This is a genomic window from Bacillus aerolatus, from assembly GCF_009183655.1.
GTDB classification, from domain to species: domain Bacteria; phylum Bacillota; class Bacilli; order Bacillales; family Domibacillaceae; genus Pseudobacillus; species Pseudobacillus aerolatus.
In genome coordinates this window covers 143,217-166,061 of record NZ_WEIO01000008.1, presented here as the reverse complement: position 1 = coordinate 166,061, position 22,845 = coordinate 143,217, and the positions used below count along the sequence as shown (strand labels likewise).

24 protein-coding genes are annotated in these 22,845 nt (G+C 39.1%); 20 read left to right on the top strand and 4 right to left on the bottom strand.

Annotated elements, in window-relative coordinates:
• Positions 1-59 precede the first annotated feature (59 nt).
• The 5 genes from F9802_RS13930 (at position 60) to F9802_RS13905 (ending at position 4,874) form a co-directional block, all read left to right on the top strand.
• Positions 60-1,319: an MFS transporter gene (locus tag F9802_RS13930; protein WP_152152974.1), complete on the top strand. Its 1,260-nt coding sequence runs from the start codon at positions 60-62 to the stop codon at positions 1,317-1,319.
• A 395-nt stretch (positions 1,320-1,714) separates the two neighbouring features.
• Positions 1,715-2,782 carry a type III polyketide synthase gene (locus F9802_RS13920; RefSeq protein ID WP_152152970.1) on the top strand — a complete coding sequence of 356 codons (1,068 nt, stop codon included), beginning with the start codon at positions 1,715-1,717 and terminating at the stop codon, positions 2,780-2,782.
• Entirely contained in the window at positions 2,779-3,294 is a 516-nt protein-coding gene (locus tag F9802_RS13915; RefSeq protein ID WP_318636115.1) for an isoprenylcysteine carboxyl methyltransferase family protein, read from the top strand. The genes F9802_RS13920 and F9802_RS13915 overlap by 4 nt, the downstream gene beginning before the upstream one ends.
• A 177-nt stretch (positions 3,295-3,471) precedes the next feature.
• Positions 3,472-4,287: a squalene/phytoene synthase family protein gene (locus F9802_RS13910; RefSeq protein WP_152152968.1), complete on the top strand. Its 816-nt coding sequence runs from the start codon at positions 3,472-3,474 to the stop codon at positions 4,285-4,287.
• 248 nt (positions 4,288-4,535) lie between these two features.
• Positions 4,536-4,874 (top strand): hypothetical protein, encoded by a 339-nt coding sequence (locus tag F9802_RS13905; RefSeq protein WP_152152966.1) that lies wholly within the window; start codon positions 4,536-4,538, stop codon positions 4,872-4,874.
• Between the two features lie 170 nt (positions 4,875-5,044).
• Here F9802_RS13905 and F9802_RS13900 read toward each other — a convergent pair whose 3' ends face one another.
• Positions 5,045-5,455, bottom strand: coding sequence for a PaaI family thioesterase (locus tag F9802_RS13900; protein WP_152153046.1), 411 nt, complete (start codon positions 5,453-5,455; stop codon positions 5,045-5,047).
• Positions 5,456-5,836: 381 nt separating this feature from the next.
• Here F9802_RS13900 and yyaC point away from each other — a divergent pair, with 381 nt between their 5' ends.
• A complete protein-coding gene (gene yyaC / locus F9802_RS13895; RefSeq protein ID WP_225435358.1) occupies positions 5,837-6,442 on the top strand; it encodes a spore protease YyaC in 606 nt (201 codons plus the stop codon).
• A 124-nt stretch (positions 6,443-6,566) separates the two neighbouring features.
• Positions 6,567-7,247, top strand: coding sequence for a GntR family transcriptional regulator (locus F9802_RS13890; RefSeq protein ID WP_152152964.1), 681 nt, complete (start codon positions 6,567-6,569; stop codon positions 7,245-7,247).
• Between the two features lie 214 nt (positions 7,248-7,461).
• Here the strand turns inward: F9802_RS13890 and F9802_RS13885 are convergent, their stop codons facing one another.
• Positions 7,462-8,268: an aspartate dehydrogenase gene (locus tag F9802_RS13885; RefSeq protein WP_152152963.1), complete on the bottom strand. Its 807-nt coding sequence runs from the start codon at positions 8,266-8,268 to the stop codon at positions 7,462-7,464.
• Positions 8,269-9,308: 1,040 nt separating this feature from the next.
• Here F9802_RS13885 and F9802_RS13880 point away from each other — a divergent pair.
• Positions 9,309-10,760: a hypothetical protein gene (locus F9802_RS13880; RefSeq protein ID WP_152152960.1), complete on the top strand. Its 1,452-nt coding sequence runs from the start codon at positions 9,309-9,311 to the stop codon at positions 10,758-10,760.
• A gap of 167 nt (positions 10,761-10,927) precedes the next feature.
• The gene (locus tag F9802_RS13875) at positions 10,928-11,656 is read left to right on the top strand and encodes an NAD(P)-binding domain-containing protein (protein ID WP_225435357.1); all 729 of its coding nucleotides are present in this window, start codon (positions 10,928-10,930) and stop codon (positions 11,654-11,656) included.
• Positions 11,657-11,913: 257 nt separating this feature from the next.
• On the opposite strand, the gene F9802_RS13870 is transcribed toward F9802_RS13875, so the two are convergent.
• Positions 11,914-13,149, bottom strand: coding sequence for a hypothetical protein (locus F9802_RS13870; protein WP_225435356.1), 1,236 nt, complete (start codon positions 13,147-13,149; stop codon positions 11,914-11,916).
• 710 nt (positions 13,150-13,859) lie between these two features.
• A complete protein-coding gene (locus tag F9802_RS13865) occupies positions 13,860-14,195 on the bottom strand; it encodes a hypothetical protein (RefSeq protein WP_152152956.1) in 336 nt (111 codons plus the stop codon).
• 308 nt (positions 14,196-14,503) lie between these two features.
• On the opposite strand from F9802_RS13865, the gene F9802_RS13860 reads away from it, so the two are divergent.
• The 11 genes from F9802_RS13860 to F9802_RS13810 all read left to right on the top strand — a co-directional run bounded on the left by F9802_RS13860 (position 14,504) and on the right by F9802_RS13810 (position 22,733).
• Positions 14,504-14,836, top strand: coding sequence for a 2Fe-2S iron-sulfur cluster-binding protein (locus F9802_RS13860; protein ID WP_152152954.1), 333 nt, complete (start codon positions 14,504-14,506; stop codon positions 14,834-14,836).
• Positions 14,837-14,985: 149 nt separating this feature from the next.
• Entirely contained in the window at positions 14,986-15,756 is a 771-nt protein-coding gene (locus F9802_RS13855) for a creatininase family protein (RefSeq protein WP_152152952.1), read from the top strand.
• Between the two features lie 228 nt (positions 15,757-15,984).
• Positions 15,985-16,713 carry a TenA family transcriptional regulator gene (locus tag F9802_RS13850; protein WP_152152950.1) on the top strand — a complete coding sequence of 243 codons (729 nt, stop codon included), beginning with the start codon at positions 15,985-15,987 and terminating at the stop codon, positions 16,711-16,713.
• A 191-nt stretch (positions 16,714-16,904) separates the two neighbouring features.
• Entirely contained in the window at positions 16,905-18,371 is a 1,467-nt protein-coding gene (locus F9802_RS13845) for an aldehyde dehydrogenase family protein (protein ID WP_404799173.1), read from the top strand.
• Between the two features lie 27 nt (positions 18,372-18,398).
• Positions 18,399-18,878 (top strand): GlcG/HbpS family heme-binding protein, encoded by a 480-nt coding sequence (locus F9802_RS13840; protein ID WP_152152946.1) that lies wholly within the window; start codon positions 18,399-18,401, stop codon positions 18,876-18,878.
• A 143-nt stretch (positions 18,879-19,021) separates the two neighbouring features.
• Positions 19,022-19,636: a chromate transporter gene (locus tag F9802_RS13835; protein WP_404799170.1), complete on the top strand. Its 615-nt coding sequence runs from the start codon at positions 19,022-19,024 to the stop codon at positions 19,634-19,636.
• Positions 19,633-20,163 carry a chromate transporter gene (locus tag F9802_RS13830; RefSeq protein WP_152152942.1) on the top strand — a complete coding sequence of 177 codons (531 nt, stop codon included), beginning with the start codon at positions 19,633-19,635 and terminating at the stop codon, positions 20,161-20,163. Before F9802_RS13835 ends, F9802_RS13830 begins: the two co-directional genes overlap by 4 nt.
• 40 nt (positions 20,164-20,203) lie before the next feature.
• Positions 20,204-20,893, top strand: a complete 690-nt coding sequence (locus F9802_RS13825) for a GntR family transcriptional regulator (RefSeq protein WP_152152940.1) — start codon at positions 20,204-20,206, stop codon at positions 20,891-20,893.
• 157 nt (positions 20,894-21,050) lie between these two features.
• Complete coding sequence (locus tag F9802_RS13820; protein WP_152152938.1) at positions 21,051-21,401, top strand: 2Fe-2S iron-sulfur cluster-binding protein; 351 nt, start codon at positions 21,051-21,053, stop codon at positions 21,399-21,401.
• Positions 21,402-21,782: 381 nt separating this feature from the next.
• Positions 21,783-22,268, top strand: a complete 486-nt coding sequence (locus tag F9802_RS13815; protein WP_225435355.1) for a RidA family protein — start codon at positions 21,783-21,785, stop codon at positions 22,266-22,268.
• Between the two features lie 99 nt (positions 22,269-22,367).
• Complete coding sequence (locus F9802_RS13810) at positions 22,368-22,733, top strand: Na-translocating system protein MpsC family protein (protein ID WP_152152936.1); 366 nt, start codon at positions 22,368-22,370, stop codon at positions 22,731-22,733.
• Positions 22,734-22,845: the final 112 nt, after the last annotated feature.

Here is a 22,845-nt window from a genome sequence, read left to right as displayed (position 1 = left end):
TGACTTCATAAATGTTTCATGAAGAAACAAAAATACTCCTCATCTTAGGGAGGTAAGTTATGAAGAAAAAAATGTCAGTCAGTAATAAAGTATTGCTGATACTATGTTTTATGTACTTTATTACGTATATTGATCGAGTCAACATTTCAATCGCTGCGCCGTTTATGCAAGATGATCTAAAACTTTCCGCTACACAAATGGGATTAATTTTATCTGCTTTCGCTTATCCCTATGCTTTTTTACAAATTTTCGGCGGGTGGGCTGGAGATAAACTAGGTCCTCGTAAAACATTGTCGATTGTCAGCGTCATTTGGGCCGTGACAACTGCGCTTACAGGAGCAGTAACAGGAGTGGTAAGTGCCGTTCTAGCACGTGTGGGGCTTGGTATTGGAGAAGGCGCGGCTTTTCCGACTGCAACTCAGGCGATGTCAAAATGGCTGCCGGAAGATAAGCGGGGATTCGGACAAGGGATTACTCATTCATTTTCTAGATTAGGAAACGCAGCGTCTCCTCCATTGATTGCTTTTATTATTGTTGCCTTAGGTTGGCGCGCCTCTTTTTATATAATGGGGGCAATCAGCCTTCTTTGGACAGTTGCATGGCTTTGGTATTTCCGGGATAACCCGAAAGACCATCCTAAAATGACGAAAGAAGAATTAGCTACTTTACCACCTCATGCAACGAACGAACAAAAACAGAAAAAGTCAGTGCCATGGAAAAAATTAAGTAAGCGAATTTTGCCAGTCACCTTGGTCGACTTTTGTTACGGATGGACATTATGGGTATATTTAACGTGGCTACCCTCCTTTCTATTCACTTCGTATGGATTAGATATTAAAAGCTCAGCCTTGTTTGCCGCTGGTATCTTGTTTGCAGGTGTCATAGGCGATACGTTAGGCGGAGTGTTTTCTGATAGTATATATCGCAAAACAAATAACATTAAGTTGGCTCGTCGGGTAATGTTAGTTATCGGTTTATCAGGATCCTTTATCTTTTTATTACCGACGTTATTTGTCCATGACTTGATTTTTATCGCTATTTCCATGAGTCTTGCTTTCTTTTTTCTCGAATTATGTAATGCTGTTTTATGGGCGATTCCAATGGATATAGCACCTGAACATGCTGGAGTAGCAAGCGGAATGATGAATACTGGCTTTGGTATCGCAGGAATGCTCTCTCCTTTACTATTCGGATTTTTGATTGATGTTACCGGTAACTGGGAAGTTCCTTTTATCGCGTCCATTGTTCTATTGTTTATAGGGATCCTAGTAACTTTTAAAATAGATCCTTCGAATAAAATCACTTCGGCCGAATCGTAAAAGGAAGACGAATAGACTTTCAGACCGAAATACTCATTGACTTGTCTGATGATAGAAACCCTTGAATCGAGAGTCTCCCAAAAGCTTAGCTTTTGGGAGACTCTCTTTTTTCAGTAGACGGAAATCGTGAACAAAGCCATCAAAATGATGAACAGAAAAGTCTGCTTACATTCGACTATAACCTTTTAATGACTGACTACAAATAAGTATTAGGTGACTGAAAACGAACATTTCCTGACTGTAAATGGGGTTTGAAGTTAACTGGCATTTCTATCGGCGCTTGCCGGCTGGATTATTTTACAAAAATTGGGCGGTGGCAGGCGCGCATTCAGGTGTACCGAGCAAGCAAAAGGGGAAAGCTACCAGTAAATGAGCTGGTAGAAGGGATGAATTAAATGCCATTTATCCGGAGTGTTGTGACTGAGAATCCCCCTTATCGTTTCGATCAACAGGACATTGTCGAGATCGTGCGAAATTTATTTGGGGGGTATTATGATGATATTGAGCGGCTGTTGAGGGTGTTCGGCAACGGGCAGATTGAGAACCGTCACTTTGCCGCTCCTTTATCGTGGTTTGAGAAGGAACACGGATTGGAGGAAAAAAATCAGAAGTATATTGAAGAAGCTGTTCGCCTTGGCAGCAGGGCTGTCGCCAATTGCTTGAAGAAAGCAGATGTCAATAAAGAAGAAATTGACGCTTTTGTGTTTGTGTCCAGTTCAGGAATGGCTACGCCGACAATTGATGTGCGTATTATGAACGAACTTAGCCTTCCTTCTCATATAAAACGGATGCCTCTTTGGGGTCTCGGCTGTGCTGGCGGCGCTGCAGGCATCAGCAGAGCACATGATTATTGTCTCGCTTACCCAAATGCCAAAGTGCTCGTTTTGTGCATTGAATTGTGCAGCTTGACTTTTCAGCGCTCCGATACGTCAAAAAGCAATTTGATTGGTACTTCTTTGTTTGCGGACGGTGCGGCGTGCGCATTGGTCACTGGTGAAGAGGGGCAGACCGCTGGAGCCGGATTCTTCACGAAAGACACGCAGTCCACACTCATGTCTAACTCGGAGGATGTGATGGGATGGGATGTGAAAGATGAAGGGCTGCACGTCATCTTCTCGAGAGATATTCCTAACATTGTTGAAAGCTGGTTAAAGCCGAATGTCGATCTTTTTTTGGATAAGCTCGGCAAAAAATCATCTGAAATCGATCACTTTATCGCTCACCCGGGCGGGAAGAAAGTTTTGGAAGCATATGAGAAATCGTTAGGCTTTTCAGCTGAAAAGACGGCTGTTTCCCGCAAAGTGCTGGCTTCTCATGGAAATATGTCTTCCCCGACCGTCTTATACGTATTGAAAGAAATTATCGAGAATCAGCCTGCGGCCCGCGAACAAGGCTTATTGACGGCACTAGGGCCAGGTTTCAGTTCGGAAATGCTCTGGCTGGAATGGGGGGAAATGGAATGATGACGTTTTTTTACATTTTATTCGTATTTGTAGTTGCGCAGCGGTTACTGGAAGTCGTCTACGCCCGGTTTAATGAAAAACGAATGAAGGAACAAGGAGCGGTTGAAGCGGGCGCCGATCATTATAAGTGGATTGTTTTGCTTCATGTCTTCTTTTTTCTTTCCCTTTTGGCAGAAGTTCTTTATTTTGGAACGAGCACGGCACGCGGGTGGTCATTGTTTTTATCGATTTTCCTAATCGCACAAGTGCTGCGCGTCTGGACTCTTTCCTCTCTCGGCAAGTTTTGGAATACGAAAATTATTGTACTTCCGGGAGCAACGAAGGTAAGCAGGGGGCCGTACCGCTGGATCCCCCACCCTAATTACATTGTCGTCGCCATGGAAATCGCGGCACTCCCTTTAATATTCGGGGCGTGGCGGACAGCATTATTTTTCTCCATAGCCAATGCCCTGCTCTTGCTTCTAGTCCGAATTCCAGCGGAGGAAAAAGCACTGCAGGAACTAAAGGGATGAAATGGTTTTTTGATTGTGTTAAATAACATATTCATGTTAAATAGAAGTATAGTTATTGTATTAAAATAAAGATGTTTCATTTTATCGCTTCCACGAGCGGAGCTTTTTCAAATACAAGTGGTTATTATAACTAAAAACAATTGATTGTGTTGACATGAAAGAAGGGGGCAATACAAGATGGATGAAATAAATGATTTGCATAGGGATGCTAACAACATATTGAAGGAAACAAGCCGGACTTTCTTTATTCCTATTAGTTATCTATCGCCGGGATTACGGGAAGCAGTTTCGTCTGCCTACTTATGTATGAGGGCGATCGACGAGATTGAAGATCATCCAAAGCTTCAGTCAAAGATTAAGAGCGATCTGTTATATTCGGTAAGTCATATTTTGCGAAAACCTTTTAATGACAGTGATTTATCTGCTTTATTCCATCCTTATAAAAGTCATTTACCACAGGTCACTTTACGACTCAGTGATTGGATAAAGGTGTGTCCACCGACAATCGTAGAGAACGTTTTACATGCGACATCTGACATGGCAAAAGGGATGGCGGACTGGGTGACGAAAGAATGGCGCATTAAAGATGAAAAGGATTTAGATGACTATACATATTGCGTTGCAGGGGCCGTAGGAGTCATGCTATCAGATATTTGGAAGTGGTATGATGGTACAGAAACAGATAAGCATTTGGCTACTGCATACGGCCGCGGCTTGCAGTCTGTTAATATTCTTCGCAATCATACAGAAGATAAGGAACGAGGGGTGACTTTCTTTCCTGATGGATGGGAATTAGACGATATGTTTAGTTATGCCCAGCGCAACCTGGAACTGGCTGACATTTACTTGGAGGATATTAAAACTGGTTCTATCCGTAATTTCTGTAAAATCCCGTTAGCTCTTGCACACAGCACACTTAAAGCTTTAACGGAGGGGAAAGAAAAAATGAGCAGAGCCGAAGTAACGGAAGTAGTTAGCCGAGTGACAGATTAATCAAAATTTAAAAAAGACAAGTGGCAGTTGCAATATGTGATACTAACTTTTAAAACCGTTCGGGTATCCGGATGGTTTTTTTGTGTTAGAAATACTGCTTTGCGATCAATCCTATTACTGTTACCTCTTTTTTATCAAATTTACATACGATGTAATTCTACAGAAATGAAACTGAAAAGTTCAAATGATAAAATGTAAAAGGGCTACTTATCTGCATACATAATACAACTGATAAAAGGAGCTTGATTATGGAGGAGCACGTGAAAAAGTCTTTAGAAGAATGGAAGCAAGAAATTGGTGATTTATTAAATGAAATAGATAAAGAATATGAAGAAGTAAAACGGGAGCTGCAAGTTTATTCCTATAAATTTAGTATTACAAAGCAAGTGATCCAATCAACAATAAATGAAGAAATCATCCGGAATATACGTGAACTTTATCACACACCTTTTGAAAAGAGATTTAACCAGCTGAAAGAAGAGATAAGAGATCTCGAAGAAAAGAAAAAAGTGTTTCAAATGTTTGTTGATAAAATTGATAAAGTGAAAGGGAAAGAAGAAGAGAAGCCGTATGCAGCTGTTCAATAATGGGGAATTTCTGTTATAGCGGTATGCTGTCCAATCTATTTCTGTTTCTGTTTCTCTGCTGCTATATGACAAGCTAATAGAGACTATTAAAGCATGTTGGACGTCTGTGTTTTAAAATTCCCCTCCCCCTTTATAAATACTCAAACAAAAATAGGGGCCATTCACTGCCCCTATTTTTGCATAATCATAATAGAAGAAACGACACTTGCTACTATTTTACCGTTTTGTTTCAATTCTGCGGTTACGTAAGAGACGGTGCGGCCGAATTTTTCTACTCTTGCTGCCACATCTACTTCGCCGGTAAATGTCGGGCGATGGAAGGTTGTCTGCAGGTTGATTGAAGCGAAAGTTTGCTCTTCTGTTAGGAGCGGCGTGATTGCATACGCCATCAGAATATCAGCAGCGGCTGCAACGAACCCGCCCATAACTACACCATTCCCATTTAACAGCCGGTCTTCGATTGTCCAGACTCCTTTCGCATACCCTTCACTTGCCTCCAGCACTTTTACGCCAAGCGAAGTATCACATGCTGGTGGGGCACTATTCCCCTGAATAACATCATTTAAATTCACAGTTTTTATCACTACTTCAACAATCCTTTCTATGTAAAAGATGCTTCTATATTCTATAAAGATTACTACATCTATTCGTCATTTCGCATTCAAACTCCTTCTTTATATACCATTCATCTGGAATGAAGAACTGGATATGGGAAACTAGGAACACGGGATTCGTTCGTAGTATCTCTTAATCTATCAAACTTAACAAAAGCCTTAAATCCCTGCTAAAATAGGGATTGAGTCTTTTGGGATTTTTAGATCGAGCCGGCTGCGCTGCGTTTCCAAATTGCAGCAAGCATCCAAGTACAGGCGGTGAATTTATATCACTAAGCGAGGGAATTATTAACTAACAAACCTGCTATGTACAGGAAATGTAAACCGACACGATTAGAGAGGATAGGGATGAACATGTGGCCTTTTCAGAGAAAGAAAAAGAGTGAAGTGAAGGCAAAGCGAGCCTATTATCTGGCGGCGAAAGAAAATACAGAAGAAAGAGAAATAGATGTGATGGCCAGCAAAGTTAGGTGGGCTCTTCAACACTCCTTCAATAAAGAAATAATTTTTTTATGCATCGGATCAGATCGTTCGACCGGGGATTCACTCGGCCCTATTATAGGATCAATGCTGAAGGAAAAACAATTCCCTTATCCTATATATGGTACGCTGGAAGAGCCCGTCCATGCTTTGAATTTAGAGAAAGTCTTGAAAGAGATTTATAAAACATATGAAGAACCAATTGTTTTTGGCATTGATGCCTGTTTAGGAGATGAAAAGCAAATTGGCTATATTCTTTTTAAAGAAGAACCCTTTATTCCGGGGAATGCCTTGAACAAAGCCTTGCCAAAAGTCGGTGACTTTCATATGAGAGCGATTGTCAACTATTTGGATCCGATTTCGCCGGCGCAGTCTTTAAATAATACGAGGCTTTATGAGGTTGTAAGCCTGGCAAAAATAATAACTAAGATCATTACTCGGGCAACAGTCGTTGAACATTCTTCTTCGAGTTAACATGGCAGATTATTAAAGGTCTGTTTAGTATAGAAGAAGTTTCGTGTTTAAATAAATTTGATCTTTGTAAAGTGAGTAAGTTATAATTTGTACAATGTATACAAGAAGGGAAGAGGGTGGCGAATTGGGAAAAGATTGGTCGGCAGAAAACCTTCTCTCTATACGGGAAAGGGCCTATCTTCATCTAAAGGATTTAATATTAGATGGTGAATTTAAAACGGGTGATCGTTTAGTGGAAAGGGAGCTTGCTGAAAGACTAAATATTAGTCGTACACCTGTTCGAGAAGCATTATTTAGGTTAGAATCACAAGGGTTTGTAAAAACAGTGCCAAGAAAAGGTGTGATCGTAGCGGATATTTCAGATAAAGAAATTATCGAAGTATTTACGATCCTATCTTCTCTAGAAGTCCTAGCCGCAAAGCTGGCGGTTCAGAAGTTGGACGATGAAAGCAAAAGTAAATTTCTTTCCTATATTGAAGAAGTTGAAAATCGTCTGCAGGAAAAAGGCGAGGCTGATTTTTCCAATTTACATAGTGAATTGAATTACTTATTATACAGTTCTGCTAAAAATTCAAAACTTTATGAAATTTTAAGCGGCCTAACTGATTATATTCGGGCTTTTGCAAAGACTGGGTATAAAAAATCAGGAAGACCAAAGCAGTCGATGGAAGAACATTTAGGAATTATGAAGGCTATTGTTAATCAAGAAGCAGAGATGGCTGAATACTTGACGAAAATTCATATTGAAAATGCAAAAAAAGCCTACATTGAAACAGTCAATGAAGGAAAAAAAGTGAAAGAATAATTTTTGGAAGGAAAGGGGCTGTCCAAGAATTGGGTGTTTAATGGACAGCCCTTTTGTGCACGGGGCAAGTAGGCTTATGCACCGGTCAACGGACTTTATGCACGAGTTGTACGATTTTCTGCACGACCAGGTCTTATTTATGCGCGGGAACAGCCAGAATATGCGCATTGGCTAAAGTTACACAAAAGAGGCTTTTGAGATAACCCTTTAATGCTTATAACCCCACCACTACTGGTGCAGTCAAATTTTTCAACACTTTTGCCACACTCATCGCTACGATAGGGCTTGATTTAGGGTTTTGTTTGGATGGCGTGTTTTTAACCGCTATCTCAACTTCACCAAAGCATCCCTTAGCTAAAATAGTATGGACATTGCGGTCGATAGTCGGATCAATATACACTTGAACTTTTGTTTTTTCGAACCCTATACCGGCAAGGCTCAATGTAGCGGAAGCATTTACACTTTCAGGGAATAACTTGGCTGCCTCTCGTGCACTTCCTTCATAAATACAATAAGGCTCCGTAATTGCGGTTAAATCTACTTTTTCCTCAGCGATCGTTCCGTACCAGCTTTTTGTTGGTTTCCTAGTAATAAGTGTGATTTCCTCCATTTCGCCTACTACTCCAGAAGCGATTCTATCTAAGCCTGCAATAGCAGCAGAAGGGATGAACAGTTGTTTTCCGGCGTTATCCGCTGCAATTTGTAAACTTTCATGCAAATCTTGATCTGCCAAAGCCCCTATCGAAAGTATTAAAAGATTACTCCCGACGGAAAATGCTTTCTCGCCGTAAAGCTCTACGGCATGGTGCCCGGCTGCTTCAATAACAATATCGAGCTCTTGATTAAAAAATAGTTCTTCATCAGCTGTTATTGTACAATTCGGCAGAGCGGCGCTGGCAGCTTTTTCTGCGTTTCTAACAAGAATTGTCTTTAACTCAATGTTCCCAGCTTGTTTGGACCGTATTAATTCTGCAATATTCTTTCCGATTGTTCCGTAACCAATAAGACCCGCTCTAAGCATATTTTTTCACCTCTTATAGTTAGTTTGTTAGAACTGTGGATGCAGCCAGCTTTTTAACTGAATATGAAAAGGGCAGATCATCTAATAAAATATATTTTAAAGCAAAATCTACTAACTGGGATACTGTATACCATACTTGATTAATATATTAACGAATGCAAAACTCAAAATCAAGAACATTTTTTATAATTTATAAAAACATCTAAATTTTCATAATTATTTGACTAATTTGGATTTTTAATGATATATTGATTTCAATCTTTGTACTAATATAAGGGGAGGGAGATGGATAATCATGGTGTAGGTTATGTAGGCAATGCAGTTAGTTAGTTAGAAAGTATTAAAAAAATTACTAAACAAATAAGAAAACAGGAAAGCATGAAAAACTCTAACTTTGCTTCTAAAAGAGAAATCCATGTAAATAGTAGACAAGCAAGAACTAGTTTAGCTGAAGAGAAGCTATGCAGTAATTTTTTAATTATTTTAGGTATACAATACACAGTGTACAAAATGCAAATTAAAAAAAGAGCCTAAAATTAGTTTGGCAAATCATTATAATATCGCCTAATGCTTAAGGGTGAATACTACGATTAGTTAACGTGCACATTATGGGAACAGTAGAAATAAAGTTTTTGATAAAATTCTCTCTCATATGTGCTGGTTATCAGCGGGTTTGTCGAAAAAAAGAGAAATATTTATGTTAAATTTGTATGGAGAAATTTACTCAATACCAATAAAATAAATACTATGTTCTTCAAGAAATATCCGTATTATCATTTTTAATCTATACAAATAGCAATCACTCTTCGTTACTTGAAAGTAAACTATTTTTTTGTTTAGAAATAAAAGCGCTTTCACAAAAAGGCAAACTAAATGAGTATTTGCTTTATATGGAGAAGGGAGCTGCATCTATAGCAGAAAGCGCCCTTTTTCAAACAATCGAACGATATGACCTATCTTCACTTGCTTGCCAATAAATTTAAAGTAAGACAAAGCCTGAAATAAAAGCTTTTGATCTTATAAAACATTGGAGGAAAGATATGGAACTAACATTAGCTCATTGGATCTATGCGCTTGTCACTGTTACTGTTATTTCTACCATGCTTTTCAGAAAAGGTGTTGTTCTGCCAGTTATCATTGGAACATTTTTAGTAGCTATTGTGTACAAAGGGAGTTTTATTTCAGGTTTTCAAGCGGTTTTCAACGCGAATCTCGTTGCAGCTAAAGAGTTATTCAGTATATTTCTCATTATTTCTCTAATGATCGCTTTGCTTAATTCATTGAAGGATTTAGGGGCAGATAAAAAACTGATTGTTCCTATCCAAAAAGTAATGGTGAACGGACATATCTCCTATCTTATTTTAGCCATCACAACCTATGTCATTTCGCTCTTTTTCTGGCCAACCCCAGCCGTTCCATTAATTTGTGCTTTGCTCGTGCCAGCTGCTGTAAAGGCAGGTTTACCGTTAATGAGTGCAGCGGTGGTTATTGTTATTGCCGGTCAGGGGATGGCTCTTTCTTCTGACTACATTATTCAAGTGGCTCCAATGCTCAGTGCAAAAGCCGCAGGAATTGATAAGCTGTTAATCACGGACAAAGTATTAATACTCTCCCTTGTCACGGGGTTAAGTGCCCTTTCTATCGTTTATTTAAAGGCTCGTAAAACGATTGTGCAAAATTCGTCTGCCAGATCAGAATTAGATTTTAATGAAGAAGAAAAAGCTTATTTTAATGTAGCTGATGAATTGGCGGCTACAGCAGATGAAAATGCAGAAGTTATGCAAAGAAAACAAAAATGGGGGAAAATGTTTGCTGTTATTGTTCCCTTATCAATGTTAGCTGTCATGATTTACATGTTCCAAACGAAAATATTTGGCGGTTCCGGCTTCGAAGGAACGGATGGAGCAGCCTTTGTTGGCGGTGTGGCTACTATTCTATTAATATTAGCTACAGTTGCTTTTAACCGTATACACGCACTTGATAAAATTAGCGATCACCTGACAGAAGGTTTTGTCTTTGCATTTCGGGCGATGGCCCCTGTCATTCCGATTGCCGGTTTCTTCTTTATGGGAAGCGGAGATTTTACTGGTGCTATCCTTTCGCTAGATGAAAGTGCGGCCAAACCAGCTTTTCTGTTTGATATGGTTCAAGCAGGACAACAATTTATTCCACAAAATTCATTTTTTGCGGGATTTGGCATTTTGCTAGTTGGGTTAATCACAGGGTTAGATGGTTCAGGCTTTTCAGGGCTTCCTTTAACAGGTGCTTTATCTGGTGCGATGGCCGGCGGGGTTGGTATGGATCCTTCCACACTAGCAGCGATCGGACAAATGGGCGCCATTTGGGGAGGTGGAACGCTTGTTGCGTGGTCTTCCCTTGTAGCAGTAGCTGGTTTCTTACAATTATCACCTTTAGAACTGGCCAGAAAAAACTTTGTACCGGTTATTAGCGGGTTGTTAATCGCGACCTTGCTGGCCATCCTCATTTGGTGAAACACCTATTCAATTTATTGAAAAGTATTAATTTTAGATACGGACAATTTTTACGTAGTAATTCTAATCAACAAGGGCTACCTAAAAGTCAGTATAGCTGGCTTTTAGGATAGCCCTGTTTTACATTTTATATAAGGTTGAATTTATAAGAAACGAGGGGAATTACATTGGCGCAATTTAAAGTAGGGTTAGCCGGGATTGGAAAGCTGGGGGCGGCTATGATGACGCATTGGCAAAAGAATCATCGAACAATGGGCGTTTATCATCCTGTAAAATCAAAAGCAGAACAGTTTATTCAACAATATCAAAATGGTTACGTTTTGACAGAAAAAGAACTCGCTGAACAAAATGTAATCATTTTAGCTCTCCCAGCGAGTGAAGTCATTCCTTTTATCGATCAGTTACTTGCTAAAAATAGTTCACCGCCTAACACTTGCTTCGTTAATATGGCGACATCACTTCTGACAAAAGAAATAAAGAACAAGTTCCCTGACTTGCCTATTTTAGGAGTGAAATATATGGGGCACAGCAAAGATTTGCTGGAACGAGGAAATGGTCTTTTTATAACAGAATCTCCTCTTCCAGTGTCCATAGAAGATTTTTTTAAAGATCTCGGAGAAGTAAAAGTCGATAGTGAAGAACTTTTAATTCAAGTAAACAAATTAGCCACTTATTATGCCATAAAAGCAGCGCTCGAAATTGAATCTCAATTTGCAAAAAAGGGGTTTGACGATGAATATGTTCAAAGAGCGTTAACGTCACTCGCCCCGGAAGTGATCCGTTCATATAGCGAAGGGAGCCTTGGACACTTCGGTAAAGAGGTTGTACAAGAATTGCAGAGAGAGGTTGTTGAAACAGATGAACACACCTGGAAGTCGCGCCGAACCGATGAATAAAGTGTGGGAGTCGTGAACAAAGCAGCAGAAATGATGAATAACGTGTGGGAGTCGTGAACAAAGCAGCCGAAACGATGAACAACGCCCGAGAATCGTGGACAAAGCAGCCGAAATGATGAACAATGCCCGGGATTCATGAACAAAGCACCCAAACTGATGAACAACGCTCGGAACTACGAGTGTTGAGGAAAGATGAGAAAGACTGCCCGATAAGTGACTAGTTCTTCACTTTTGGGCAGTCTTTTTTTTCATTGGAATCAAGATACAAACAGTTGCAACATAAACAGATACACCATGACGCACCCAATATAAAGGCATGTAAAACTCAAATTCCAATTCGATATTTTATAGGAGCTTTCTTTTGCAATATTAGACATGAGACCGATCGTTGCGTTATAAGGGCCGACTAAAAATGCTGATACAGCACCTGCTAACATCGCTACTGTCAGGACGTGTGGAGAGATGCCAATAACTGTTGGATTTAAGGCTTCAGCCATTAAAGCAAGAGTAACAGCAGGGTGCAGCCCAATAAAAGCAAACGCTAAAGGGATGAGAGGCAGCAAAATCAAAAAGAATTCGACTCCAATGACATTAATCAGCTTAATAATCCAGTCATACAATAATTCGTTTGTATGAGAGATTTTAATTGTTGAAATAAAAAAACCGGCAGATAAATAGATGAAAAACTGATCTTTCATTTTAACAGTGAAAGATTGAAAGTGCTCGGATAATTGCGAGCCAAACTCTTTTCCTTTTTTTAAAAGAATGGACCAGACAAATGCAAATGGGATCACCATCAATGAAACAAGAATCAAAAAGGAATATGGAAATTGTGCTTCAGCTATCGAAATAACCATATTGAAAATAAGGATGGCCAATAAAATTTGCAGTACTCTGCCAGGACGGTTTAGCTGGTTTTGTTGCGCAGTCGCAGCCATTTCATGTGCAGACAAGCTTGTTTGCGCGTCTGGTATCTTTTTAGATTTGCGTGCGCCTAAATACCAATCCATTACTAATCCAAATACACTCAGCGGAATCACGTAAGGCAGAATGGATACCCAGCTTACTCCTGTCATCACGATGACAATGCCAACAATAGGGGTGACTGGCGCCCATAGTAACGGCATGGCAAATCCGCGTGTAATCGCTCGGCTCATGAAGCGTTCTTCATGTTGAACTGAAAAAACGCTAAGAGCCGGTCTGATCGAATAATAAGTCATTGGTAAAGTTGCCAAGTTCATAAAAATACTAAAAAAATAGGAAATACCAGAAGTCATCATATAAAGATGGCCGGATGTTTTTACTTTTTTTTGAATAAGCGATTGAATGCCGCCGCTATATCCGCCTAATTTAATCGGTATGCCTAAAATCGGTATTAACGTAAACATCGTCAGCAAGTCGAGCATAGGACCGAAAGCAAGGATGTAATGATGCCAATGTGAACCGCTTGTCCAAAGCAACGCCAAACCGAGAATTAGAAAAGCTCCCCCCAATATTTGAACAAACCTTTTTGCCAGCCAAAAAGTGCTTACTACCGTTACTAGACAAAGTACGGAGAGAAGCCCTTGAATATTTATCTGGGGTAAGAGAGTAGAGAGTAAATACAAAAATATGAGTAGTAGAAATAAGAGCCTCAGCATATTATCACCCTAACTTTTCATTAATTGAGTCTTGCATGGCGTTACTTTCATTATAATCCAGCTTTTGTAATAGGAAGTAAAACAATTTCGTTTAATAGGCTGAGATATGGTTAGCCGTGCTAAAGTGACAATTGTTTTATTGTTTAATAGAGAAAAAGAAATCAAATAAAATAATAATGGTATACCAAACTGCGTATTTAAAGCAATTTGTTCAATAATCTTTCATAATTATACAATAAAAATGGTATTTGGTATACAATTATATTGTGTTTTTCCTATTCCATAGTATAATAAAAGAAACGACTAGCTGGAGGGATAGGAATGTACAACTTTTTATTTGGTTCCAAAAAAGCAGCTGAAAAAGCGGAAAAAAAATTAGCGCGGTTAAGAAGAACATTGAAGTTTTAATATTTTTTTAGTATAAGGGGCTGCACCGACATTCAGTGACTAGCTGAATGTTTGGTACAGCTCCATTTTTTTGAACAAAATTGGAGCTTGTTAAAACGAAAAAATCGGAGAGAATGTTTCTTTCTCTCCGATCAGGGCCTGCTGTATAGCCCAGGCTATACAGCTACATCTTCAGATTTAACAAGTTTAGAGTGCTGGGAATCTTCACTGTTGCCGGAAGCCTTTACAATTTCATTTAATTCTTCACGTGCAGCTTCAATTGTTCCAAACGTTTCAAAAAACTTCACTCCAATATGATTCACGTACTCTTTACCCTCATATTCTTCAAACAATTGAATTTTGATGCTATCATCTAAAACTTTCGCAATTGTATACTTAGACTTTAATTTGTCAAAAAAATAGAAATGATAAGTTTCAACTGGTTCTAAACCCTCGTTCTCGAGCACAGTTTGAAAAGTATCCTTATTAGTCAACACAATATATTTCTCCACTTTCAACACTCCTTCAATAAAATTAATAGTCTTCATTGTTAGCTCATTTAAGCTCTTATCGGATTATTTAAGCTATATAGTTGAATGGAAGCCCCATAAAGGTTTACAGAAAGTAGTACTCACCTCCGCTCATTTGGAATATTGTATACCAAATGCCTTATTGAACATTTTAAACTATTAAAAATGAAAATTCAATACCATTTTCTAAATTTTTAAATAATTCAAACATTTAATTGATTTTCTATTTAGCAATGGATATAATTTGAGCAAGAATTGAATTTTTGAAAAAACGGAAAAGGAGCAGTGCTATGCCAAAAGTTAAATTACATGTTGACGGGACCATCGTTGAACAAGAAGTGAAGGACAATGCAAACTTAGTGGTTTTAGCAGGGATCAGACAATTTCCAAAATTAAAGTATGGCTGCGGAATGGGGAGATGCACAAAATGTACTTGCCAAGTCATTTCCGGTGCTGAAGCGTTAAGCCCGCCAAATTGGAAAGAAGAAAAGATGCTGGGCGATAAAGTGAATGAAGGATATCGCTTAACATGTCAGTTAACAATCAAACAAGATATTGAATTGTCTCAAGAAAATATCTCGGTCAAGCCGCTTAAAAAGCAATCAACTGCTCTAACTAAGTAGTTTTTATTTTTCAGCCTTCAAGGTATACAAAGTGCCAGAAAACTTAATGTTTAATTATTTAATGCGGTACTTTTCATGAATGAGCCACAAACATATCATTCGCTGAATTTATGAAAACGCTAACAAACCGGTTAAGAGGGTGAAAGACAATGGAATGTTATGATCTAACTAAAATGACTTGGAAAGAGGTAGAAGAGTCACTAAAGACAGTGGAGCTTGCTATTATACCAGTTGGAGCTCATGAACAACATGGGCCGCATATGGCAGAGAGCTGTGATGCGATATTAGCTGAAAAAATGGCTGAAAGGTTAGGCAAGAGAATGTTTCCTTATGTGATGGTTACTCCTACAGTTAATATGGGGGTTTCGCCGCATCACTTGAATTTTCCAGGAACGATTTCCTTGCAGCCGACAACACTAATTGCCATTTTAAAAGACATGGTTTCTTCTTTAAAACATCACGGTATTAAGAAGTTTTTATTTTTAAATGCCCATGGCGGCAATATATCGACTTTAAATGTCGCGTCAACGGCGCTGTCACAAGAATTGGATGTTGAAATTTACTATGCGAAGACGACAGCTTCCGCTAAGAAATCAATAGAAAGTTTTGTCTCATCGCCGTTATTTGGCCATAGCTGCGAACGAGAGGTTTCAGAAGCGTTGTACCTAGCGCCTGAACTCGTGCGCCTTAGTAAACTGGCAAAGGGTGATATACAACAAAGAGGAAGGTGGAAGCAGCTAAGACCAGGAAAGGCTATTCAAGGGTTTTATCGTTATGAGGAAATGACGAATAATGGCTGTATTGGTGATGCAACGAAAGCGAGCCGTGAAATAGGGGAAAAGATTGTCGAGGAAGCATTAGACAACCTTTCAAAAGAGCTTTTTCAATTAATGGATCTAAAAGTAAATGTTCACCATTAATTTTAAAATGTTTTAAATATTCCAAAAATTATATTTACAAATGAAAAAGAATAGTTTAGTATAAGTGTCAGAGGTATACCAAACAGTTTGAAAACGCTTTATTCAAAGAATGTTGAACAGTGCCATAGTCAACAATCTTTTATTTTTAAACATATTTGGTATACAAAATATCAAATACCAAAAAACTCTAGACAGTGAGCTAGGTAAAAACCGAGGAGGAATTTAACCATGACAGCTTTATTATCCAAAGATGAGTTTCGCAAAGAATTAGAGGAAGCAATTAAAGGAAACCATAGCCAAAAGGCGCCATTTACGGTAGCTTGGGCTGAAGGAAAGCTGGAAAGAAAGCATTTCGCTAAATGGGCTGAAAATCACTACCATTATGTAGGGCCATTCGCGGATTACTTATCCTACATTTACCATAACACTCCAAACGATGCTAAATACATGGCTGCGAAAGACTTCACGTTACAAAACATGTATGAAGAAGAAATTGCAGCTGACCGCCACACTGACTTGCTCATTCGCTTTGCTGAAGCGTGCGGAACAACTGGTGAACGCGTTATGGATCCTAATAATATGGCTATTACTACTTTAGGCCTTCAAAGCTGGTGTTACGCCGTTGCAGCACGTGAAAACTTTGTTGTTGCTACAGCTGCCTTAGTAGTTGGCCTTGAATCTCAAGTTCCTGATATTTACCGGAAGCAAACACCGGCTTTACGTGAACAATACGGCTTTACAGATGAAGAAATCGAATTTTTTGATTTACACATCGTGTCGGATGAGATTCACGGTGAACGAGGATACAAAATTGTTCTTGATCATGCCGATACTCCAGAATTACAACAGCGTTGCCTGGAAATCGTCCGTACAGGGGCAAAAATGCGCCGCATGTATATGGATGGCCTATGGAGAGAATATCTTGAACAAGATCTCGGTGCATTGGTTCAATCTTAATAAACTCTTACAATTATAAAAAATTAAAAGGCTGATCGGCAAGAAATACCATCTTACTAGATTAGCCGCCTATAAAGGACCGTCAAGTTTAATCTTGTAAAATCGAGGTTTTATGTGACGGTCCATTTTATTAAAGACCCTAAGCTTTTAGATGAAATCAGATTAGACGATATCAAGAAGAAAAGGTGATAATCGTGTTAACGACTAAAGTAGTAACATTCAGTAATTTTATTGATGGTGAATGGAAGGAAGCGTTAAGTGGAAAAACATTTGTCAGTTTAAACCCTGCAAATAAAGACGAAGTCGTTGGAACGTTCCAGGCGTCGAATGAAAAAGATGTACAGCTTGCTATTGAAGCTGCAAGTAAAGCTTTTCCTAAGTGGGTCCAGACGGCTCCATCTAAACGTGCAGCGATCTTAAATAAAGCGGCCAGTATTCTAGAGGAAAATGCCGACAAGCTGGCGAAAGAGTTAACTAGAGAAGAAGGAAAGCATATGAATGATGCTAAAAATGAAGTGTTACGATCCGCTCAAACCCTCCGTTATTATGCGGTAGAAGGACAAAGCTTTACAGGTGAAACTTTTCCAAATGATGACCCTAATATGAAGGTTTCTACGGAAAGAGAACCACTTGGAGTGGTGAGTGTGATTACTCCTTGGAATTTTCCGATTTCCATTCCTGCCCGAAAGATAGCGCCAGCTTTAATCACTGGGAATACGGTTGTTTTTAAACCTTCATCTGATACTCCGCTCATTGCCCTGCGTCTTGTAGAAGCATTACATAATGCTGGGATTCCCGAAGGTGTCATTAATTTTGTGACGGGAAAATCTTCAGATGTAGGTGATCTGCTAGTCACCCATCCAGCGGTAAAGGCTGTAACTTTTACAGGGTCCACAGCTGCTGGGGAAGATATCCATCAAAAATCTGCTTTTACGACCCGCACTCAAATGGAGCTTGGAGGCAAAAACCCAATCATCGTGATGGACGATGCAGATGTTGAATTGGCAGCCACTTTGACGGTTAACGGCGGATTTTCCTTAACAGGTCAAGCGTGTACAGGAACGAGCCGTGTCATCGTTTTGAAAGAAGTGAAAGAAGCATATATACAAAAGCTAATTGAAAAAACAAGTGAACTCAAAATCGGTAACGGCTTTGAAGACGGAGTGAAAATTGGCCCACTCGCAAATGAAAAACAATTGAAAAATGTGTTGAAGTATATTGAGTATGGCAAAGAAGATGGAGCAACTTTAGTATATGGCGGCGAACAATTAACAAAAGGGGAATTCCAGCAAGGGTTTTACGTTCAGCCAGCTATCTTTGCTAATGTAACCCCTAACATGCGAATTGCTAAAGAAGAAATTTTTGGCCCTGTCGTAGCCATTATTGAAGTCGAAACGTATGAAGAAGCGATTGCCATTGCTAATGATGTAGAGTACGGTTTATCCGCTTCAATCGTGACGAATAATTTAAAACTCGCTCACCAATTTACAAAAGATATTCAGGCTGGAACGGTAAAGGTAAACCGTACAACGACTGGAAACTTAATTAACGCCCCTTTTGGCGGACTGAAAAAATCAAGTACATCAACATTCCGTGAATCCGGCAGAGTCGGATTAGAGTTTTTCACGCAAGTAAAAACAGTGTATGTCGGCTATTAATAAGAAAAAGGGCAGAGGAGAGCTGAAATGAAAACAGTTTTAAAATTAGAATTAGAAGAAGCAAAATTAATGATTGAAGCAGCAAAGCAGAAATCAGCAGAAATTAACGTGCTTGAAACCATTGCTATCGTTGATGAAGGCGGGAACTTACTCGCTCTTGAGCGGATGAATGGAGGCCGGATTACCGGTCCGGAAATAGCGATTGCGAAAGCTTACACAGCTTCTGGGCATAAACGCTCCACTCATTTATTTAATACAGAGCCAAATGGTCCTGCGCTTCCGGGAAATGAAGCGTTCGGCATTCAGCATATGCTTCCAGGTAAGTTTGCGGTATTTGTCGGCGGTTTCCCTATTGTTGTTAATGGTGAAGTGATCGGCGGAATTGGTGTGAGCGGCGGAAACGGCGAACAAGATACGGCCGTCGGTACAGCAGCACTCAGTGCTCTACAGCAACATCTAGAAAAAGATGGGCTGGAAGTGATCACGGAAGCCGATATAAAAGAATAAAAATAGCGGGGACCTCATTCTTTGTACCTGTTAAGGTGGAATGGGGTTCTTTTTCACTAACGGGATTGGCCGTTGAATGGAAACATTCGTTTTGCTGCTGTTTTGGAAACAATAAAATAATCACATGACGAATAACTTTGCTAATGGAGAGGGGGATTCGATTGGGCACATATGTTGATTTAGCTGTTGGATTTGCCCGTACTGGTGTAACTGGGTATGGAGGAGGACCCTCTACCATTCCGTTGATCGAATACGAGGCAGTCGAAAAGTATAAATGGATGACGGAAGAAGAGTTTGGTGAAATTTTGGCATTAGCTAATACACTGCCTGGCCCTATTGCGACAAAAATGGCCGCCTATATCGGTTTCAAAGTAAAAGGGAACTTGGGCGCAGCGGTAGCGATTATTACACATATTCTACCGTCTATTGTTGCCATGATTAGTTTGCTGGGCGTGCTCTACACGTTTCGCAAATCACCAATTGTAGGCGGCATGGTTCAGGGTGTCACCCCAGTGATCGGATTTATGCTTGCGGAGATGGCTTATCGCTTTTTTGAAAATGGCCGTAAAGGGTTAGGAATATCGAGAATGCTTTTATTCTCTGCTGTTTCTTTAGTATTTGTCCAATTTTTAGGATGGCACCCTGGAATTTTAATTGCTGTTTTTTTGGTTTCTGCTTTTTTCATTGCGTCTCGTAAAGAAAAAGCTGCTTCTCATTCGAATAAAATCATCATGCAAAGAAAGGAAAAAATTTTATGATCTATTGGGATATTTTCTGGGCGTTTTTTATTGCCAATCTATTGGGGTATGGCGGCGGCCCATCAACCATTCCTTTAATACAAAATGAAGTTGTCCATAATTACGATTGGATGACATTATCGGAGTTTGGCGATGTCTTAGCTATTGCAAACGCATTACCCGGTCCTATTGCCACAAAAATGGCGGGTTTTATTGGTTATGATTTAGGTGGCATTTTAGGTGCGACTGTAGCCTTGACCGCTACGATTCTTCCTTCCGCCATTGCTGTCATTATTTTGTTTAAGTTTGTGGATTTGTTTAAAGATTCTCCAAAAGTAAAACTCATGACAAAGTCCGTGCAGCCGATCATTGCGGTGCTGCTTGCGGTTATGGCATACCAATTTTTTTTAACAGCATTTGAAAACAGCGGCGTTTTACACCTTTTATTTTTAGCCTTAGTCAGCTATTTAACATTAAACAAGTTAAAGATTCATCCTTCTCTTGTCATTGTTTGTTCACTGTTTTACGGCGGTGTTTTACTATCTTGATCGCAAACTAGAAGAATTCATTTATTAGGCAGGTGAAATTATGGAGATAAAATGGAAGGAAAATAATCTTTTATCGATTCGGGAACATGCTTACTTGTATTTAAAAGAACTCATTCTGGAAGGGACATATAAATCCGGAGATCGACTCATTGAGAGGGAGCTTGCAGCAAAGTTGGCGATAAGCCGTACGCCTATTCGTGAAGCGTTGTTTCGCCTGGAATCTCAAGGGTTTGTAAAAACTGTCCCAAGAAAGGGTGTAGTAGTCTCTAATATTTCCGAGGAAGAAGTCATTGAGGTATTTACGATACTTTCCTCTTTAGAAGTACTGGCGGCAAAATTAGCAGCACAGCGGATGGATGGGGAAACACAACAAGAATTAGATCAAAAAATTGAACAGCTGATGGAACTTGAAGAGGAGGCGGAAGAACATTTTAATAGTGAGCATATTCAGATGAACCATCTGCTTAATAAAGCTGCTAAAAGTCCAAAGCTATTTGAAATTCTGTCCGGCCTTACTGACTATATTCATATGTCAGCAAATATGGGATATGAAACACCTGGCAGAAGAAAAGAATCACTAAAGGAACATCTTGATATCATGAAAGCTTTGCGTAATAAAGAAACAGAAATGGCTGAGTATTTAATGAGGATACATATTGAAAACTCTAAAAAAGCCTATATTAATTATGTAAAAAAATCAAAAGAAAAACGAAGTATAAAGCAGAAGTAGAACAGGCGCGATCAATAAGCAGCCTGTTTTTATTTATCATTTACTAGCAAGTAAGAATGTAAATTAAAAACTAGTTTTTAGATATTTTTATATTGTCAGAAAATTATAACTATGGTATATTGTATACCAAGTAGAAAACTAAAGGAGGAACAATCGTATGCCAAACATTCATTTCGTTAATAGTCAAAAAAATATGGAAGTTCCGGAAGAATCAAATATTCTTAGGATGTCCCTTCGTTATGATGGAGAGCTCCCAAATCGGTGCGGAGGCGGAATTTGTGGCACTTGTGTATTTAAAACGGAAGAAGGTGCTGAGTTCCTGGATAACGTGAAGATACAAGAAAAAAGAAAGTTAGGTGAAGAATGGCTGGCAGAAGGCTATCGTCTCGGATGCCAAACGTTTGTGACAAAAGGTGATATTTCTATTTCATGGGATGAAGAAATCACAAAACAAGTGATCAAGAGAAAACCAGACAAACTGAAAAAGGAAGTTTCTTCGGCTAAGTAAAGAAAGATAATATACCATTGTTAACTGACTGCTGAGAAAGTAATAATAAAAATTATTGAATGGGGGTGAGTACATGTGGGCCTGCAGCAGACACATAAAAGAAGCATTAACATTACTGGAAGCACCTCATATTAGTAAAGCACCATATCGTATTAAATGTTCTCTTTGTGAAAATCGTGCAATCGCCAATCTTTATTACGCGCATCAACCTATTCAATATAAAAGAAATCAAGCCTTATATTACTTATCAGAGGTTGATCAGAAACAATCTGTTTAATAGTTTATCATTTGAATAGGAAAGGCTTATTTAGCTTGTGCAGGGGACCCGAATAAATTCGAATAAAATTTAACGCTTTGATAATCGAAAAGCAGAGAGGAATAATGATGAACGAGAGAGGAATCATAACGAACATTGAAGAGAGATTGCAGGAATTAAATATTCAATTACCTAATTTGCCGGCTAATAACCAGCCATTTAATGCCGGTGTTATTTTAGGCAACACAGTCATTCTTTCGGGACAAACGCCAAAGGTGGATGGAAGCCAAAAGTATACAGGCATTGTTGGAACGTCAGAAGTAAGTATGGAAGAAGCTCAAGATGCGGCGGAAATTTGTACGCTAAATTTACTGGCTGCATTGAAAGACATCATTGGCGACTTAAACAAAGTGACAAGAATTATTAAAATGAACGGTTATGTGGCCTCTACAAGCGATTTCAAAGAGCACTCTAAAGTAATTAACGCGGCTTCCAATCTTCTAAATGATATTTTTGGGGAAGAAAACAAGCACGCGCGTGTAGCTGTAGGAATGTCTTCGCTGCCGGGAGGGGCGCCTGTTGAAATTGAAATGATTGCAGAGTTTGAATGATAGTTAATTGAAAGGGTTTACAATGTTAAATGATTGTGTTAAGTTTGAATTATTAGATAATTCAAACTCTTGTTGATAGAAGAGGAGATGAGTAGTTAGATGACGTGGACTGCTGGTCCGTTTAAACAGGAGCTCATCAAAGATTATAATAATATCAATCTTCGGATGTTTGACATAGGCGTCAAACGTCAAAGGATCGATATTGTAGGTGATAAGGTATTGATCCTCGCTTATCATAAGAGAATTCCTACTCTTAAATATTTGGACGAGGTTAATCGCTCTGTCACCCGAATGACTGATATTGCCATTCTTGATACTTACAAGGAACATCTAAAAAATATATTTGAAGAAAAGTACGGCATGAAAGTACTTTCGATTTTAAAAGATTATGATCCATTTACTGAACTTTCAGGCACAATCATCATACTTGATCAAGATGTAAGTGCTTATATGATGCAATACTAAAGTGAATAAATATGACTGGTAGAGTGAACTCTTTAGAGCGCATAAAAACCGTCAGTACATGCTTGCAGAAAACATCTGCATGATTTGTACTGACGGTTTTTTTTATAAAAAA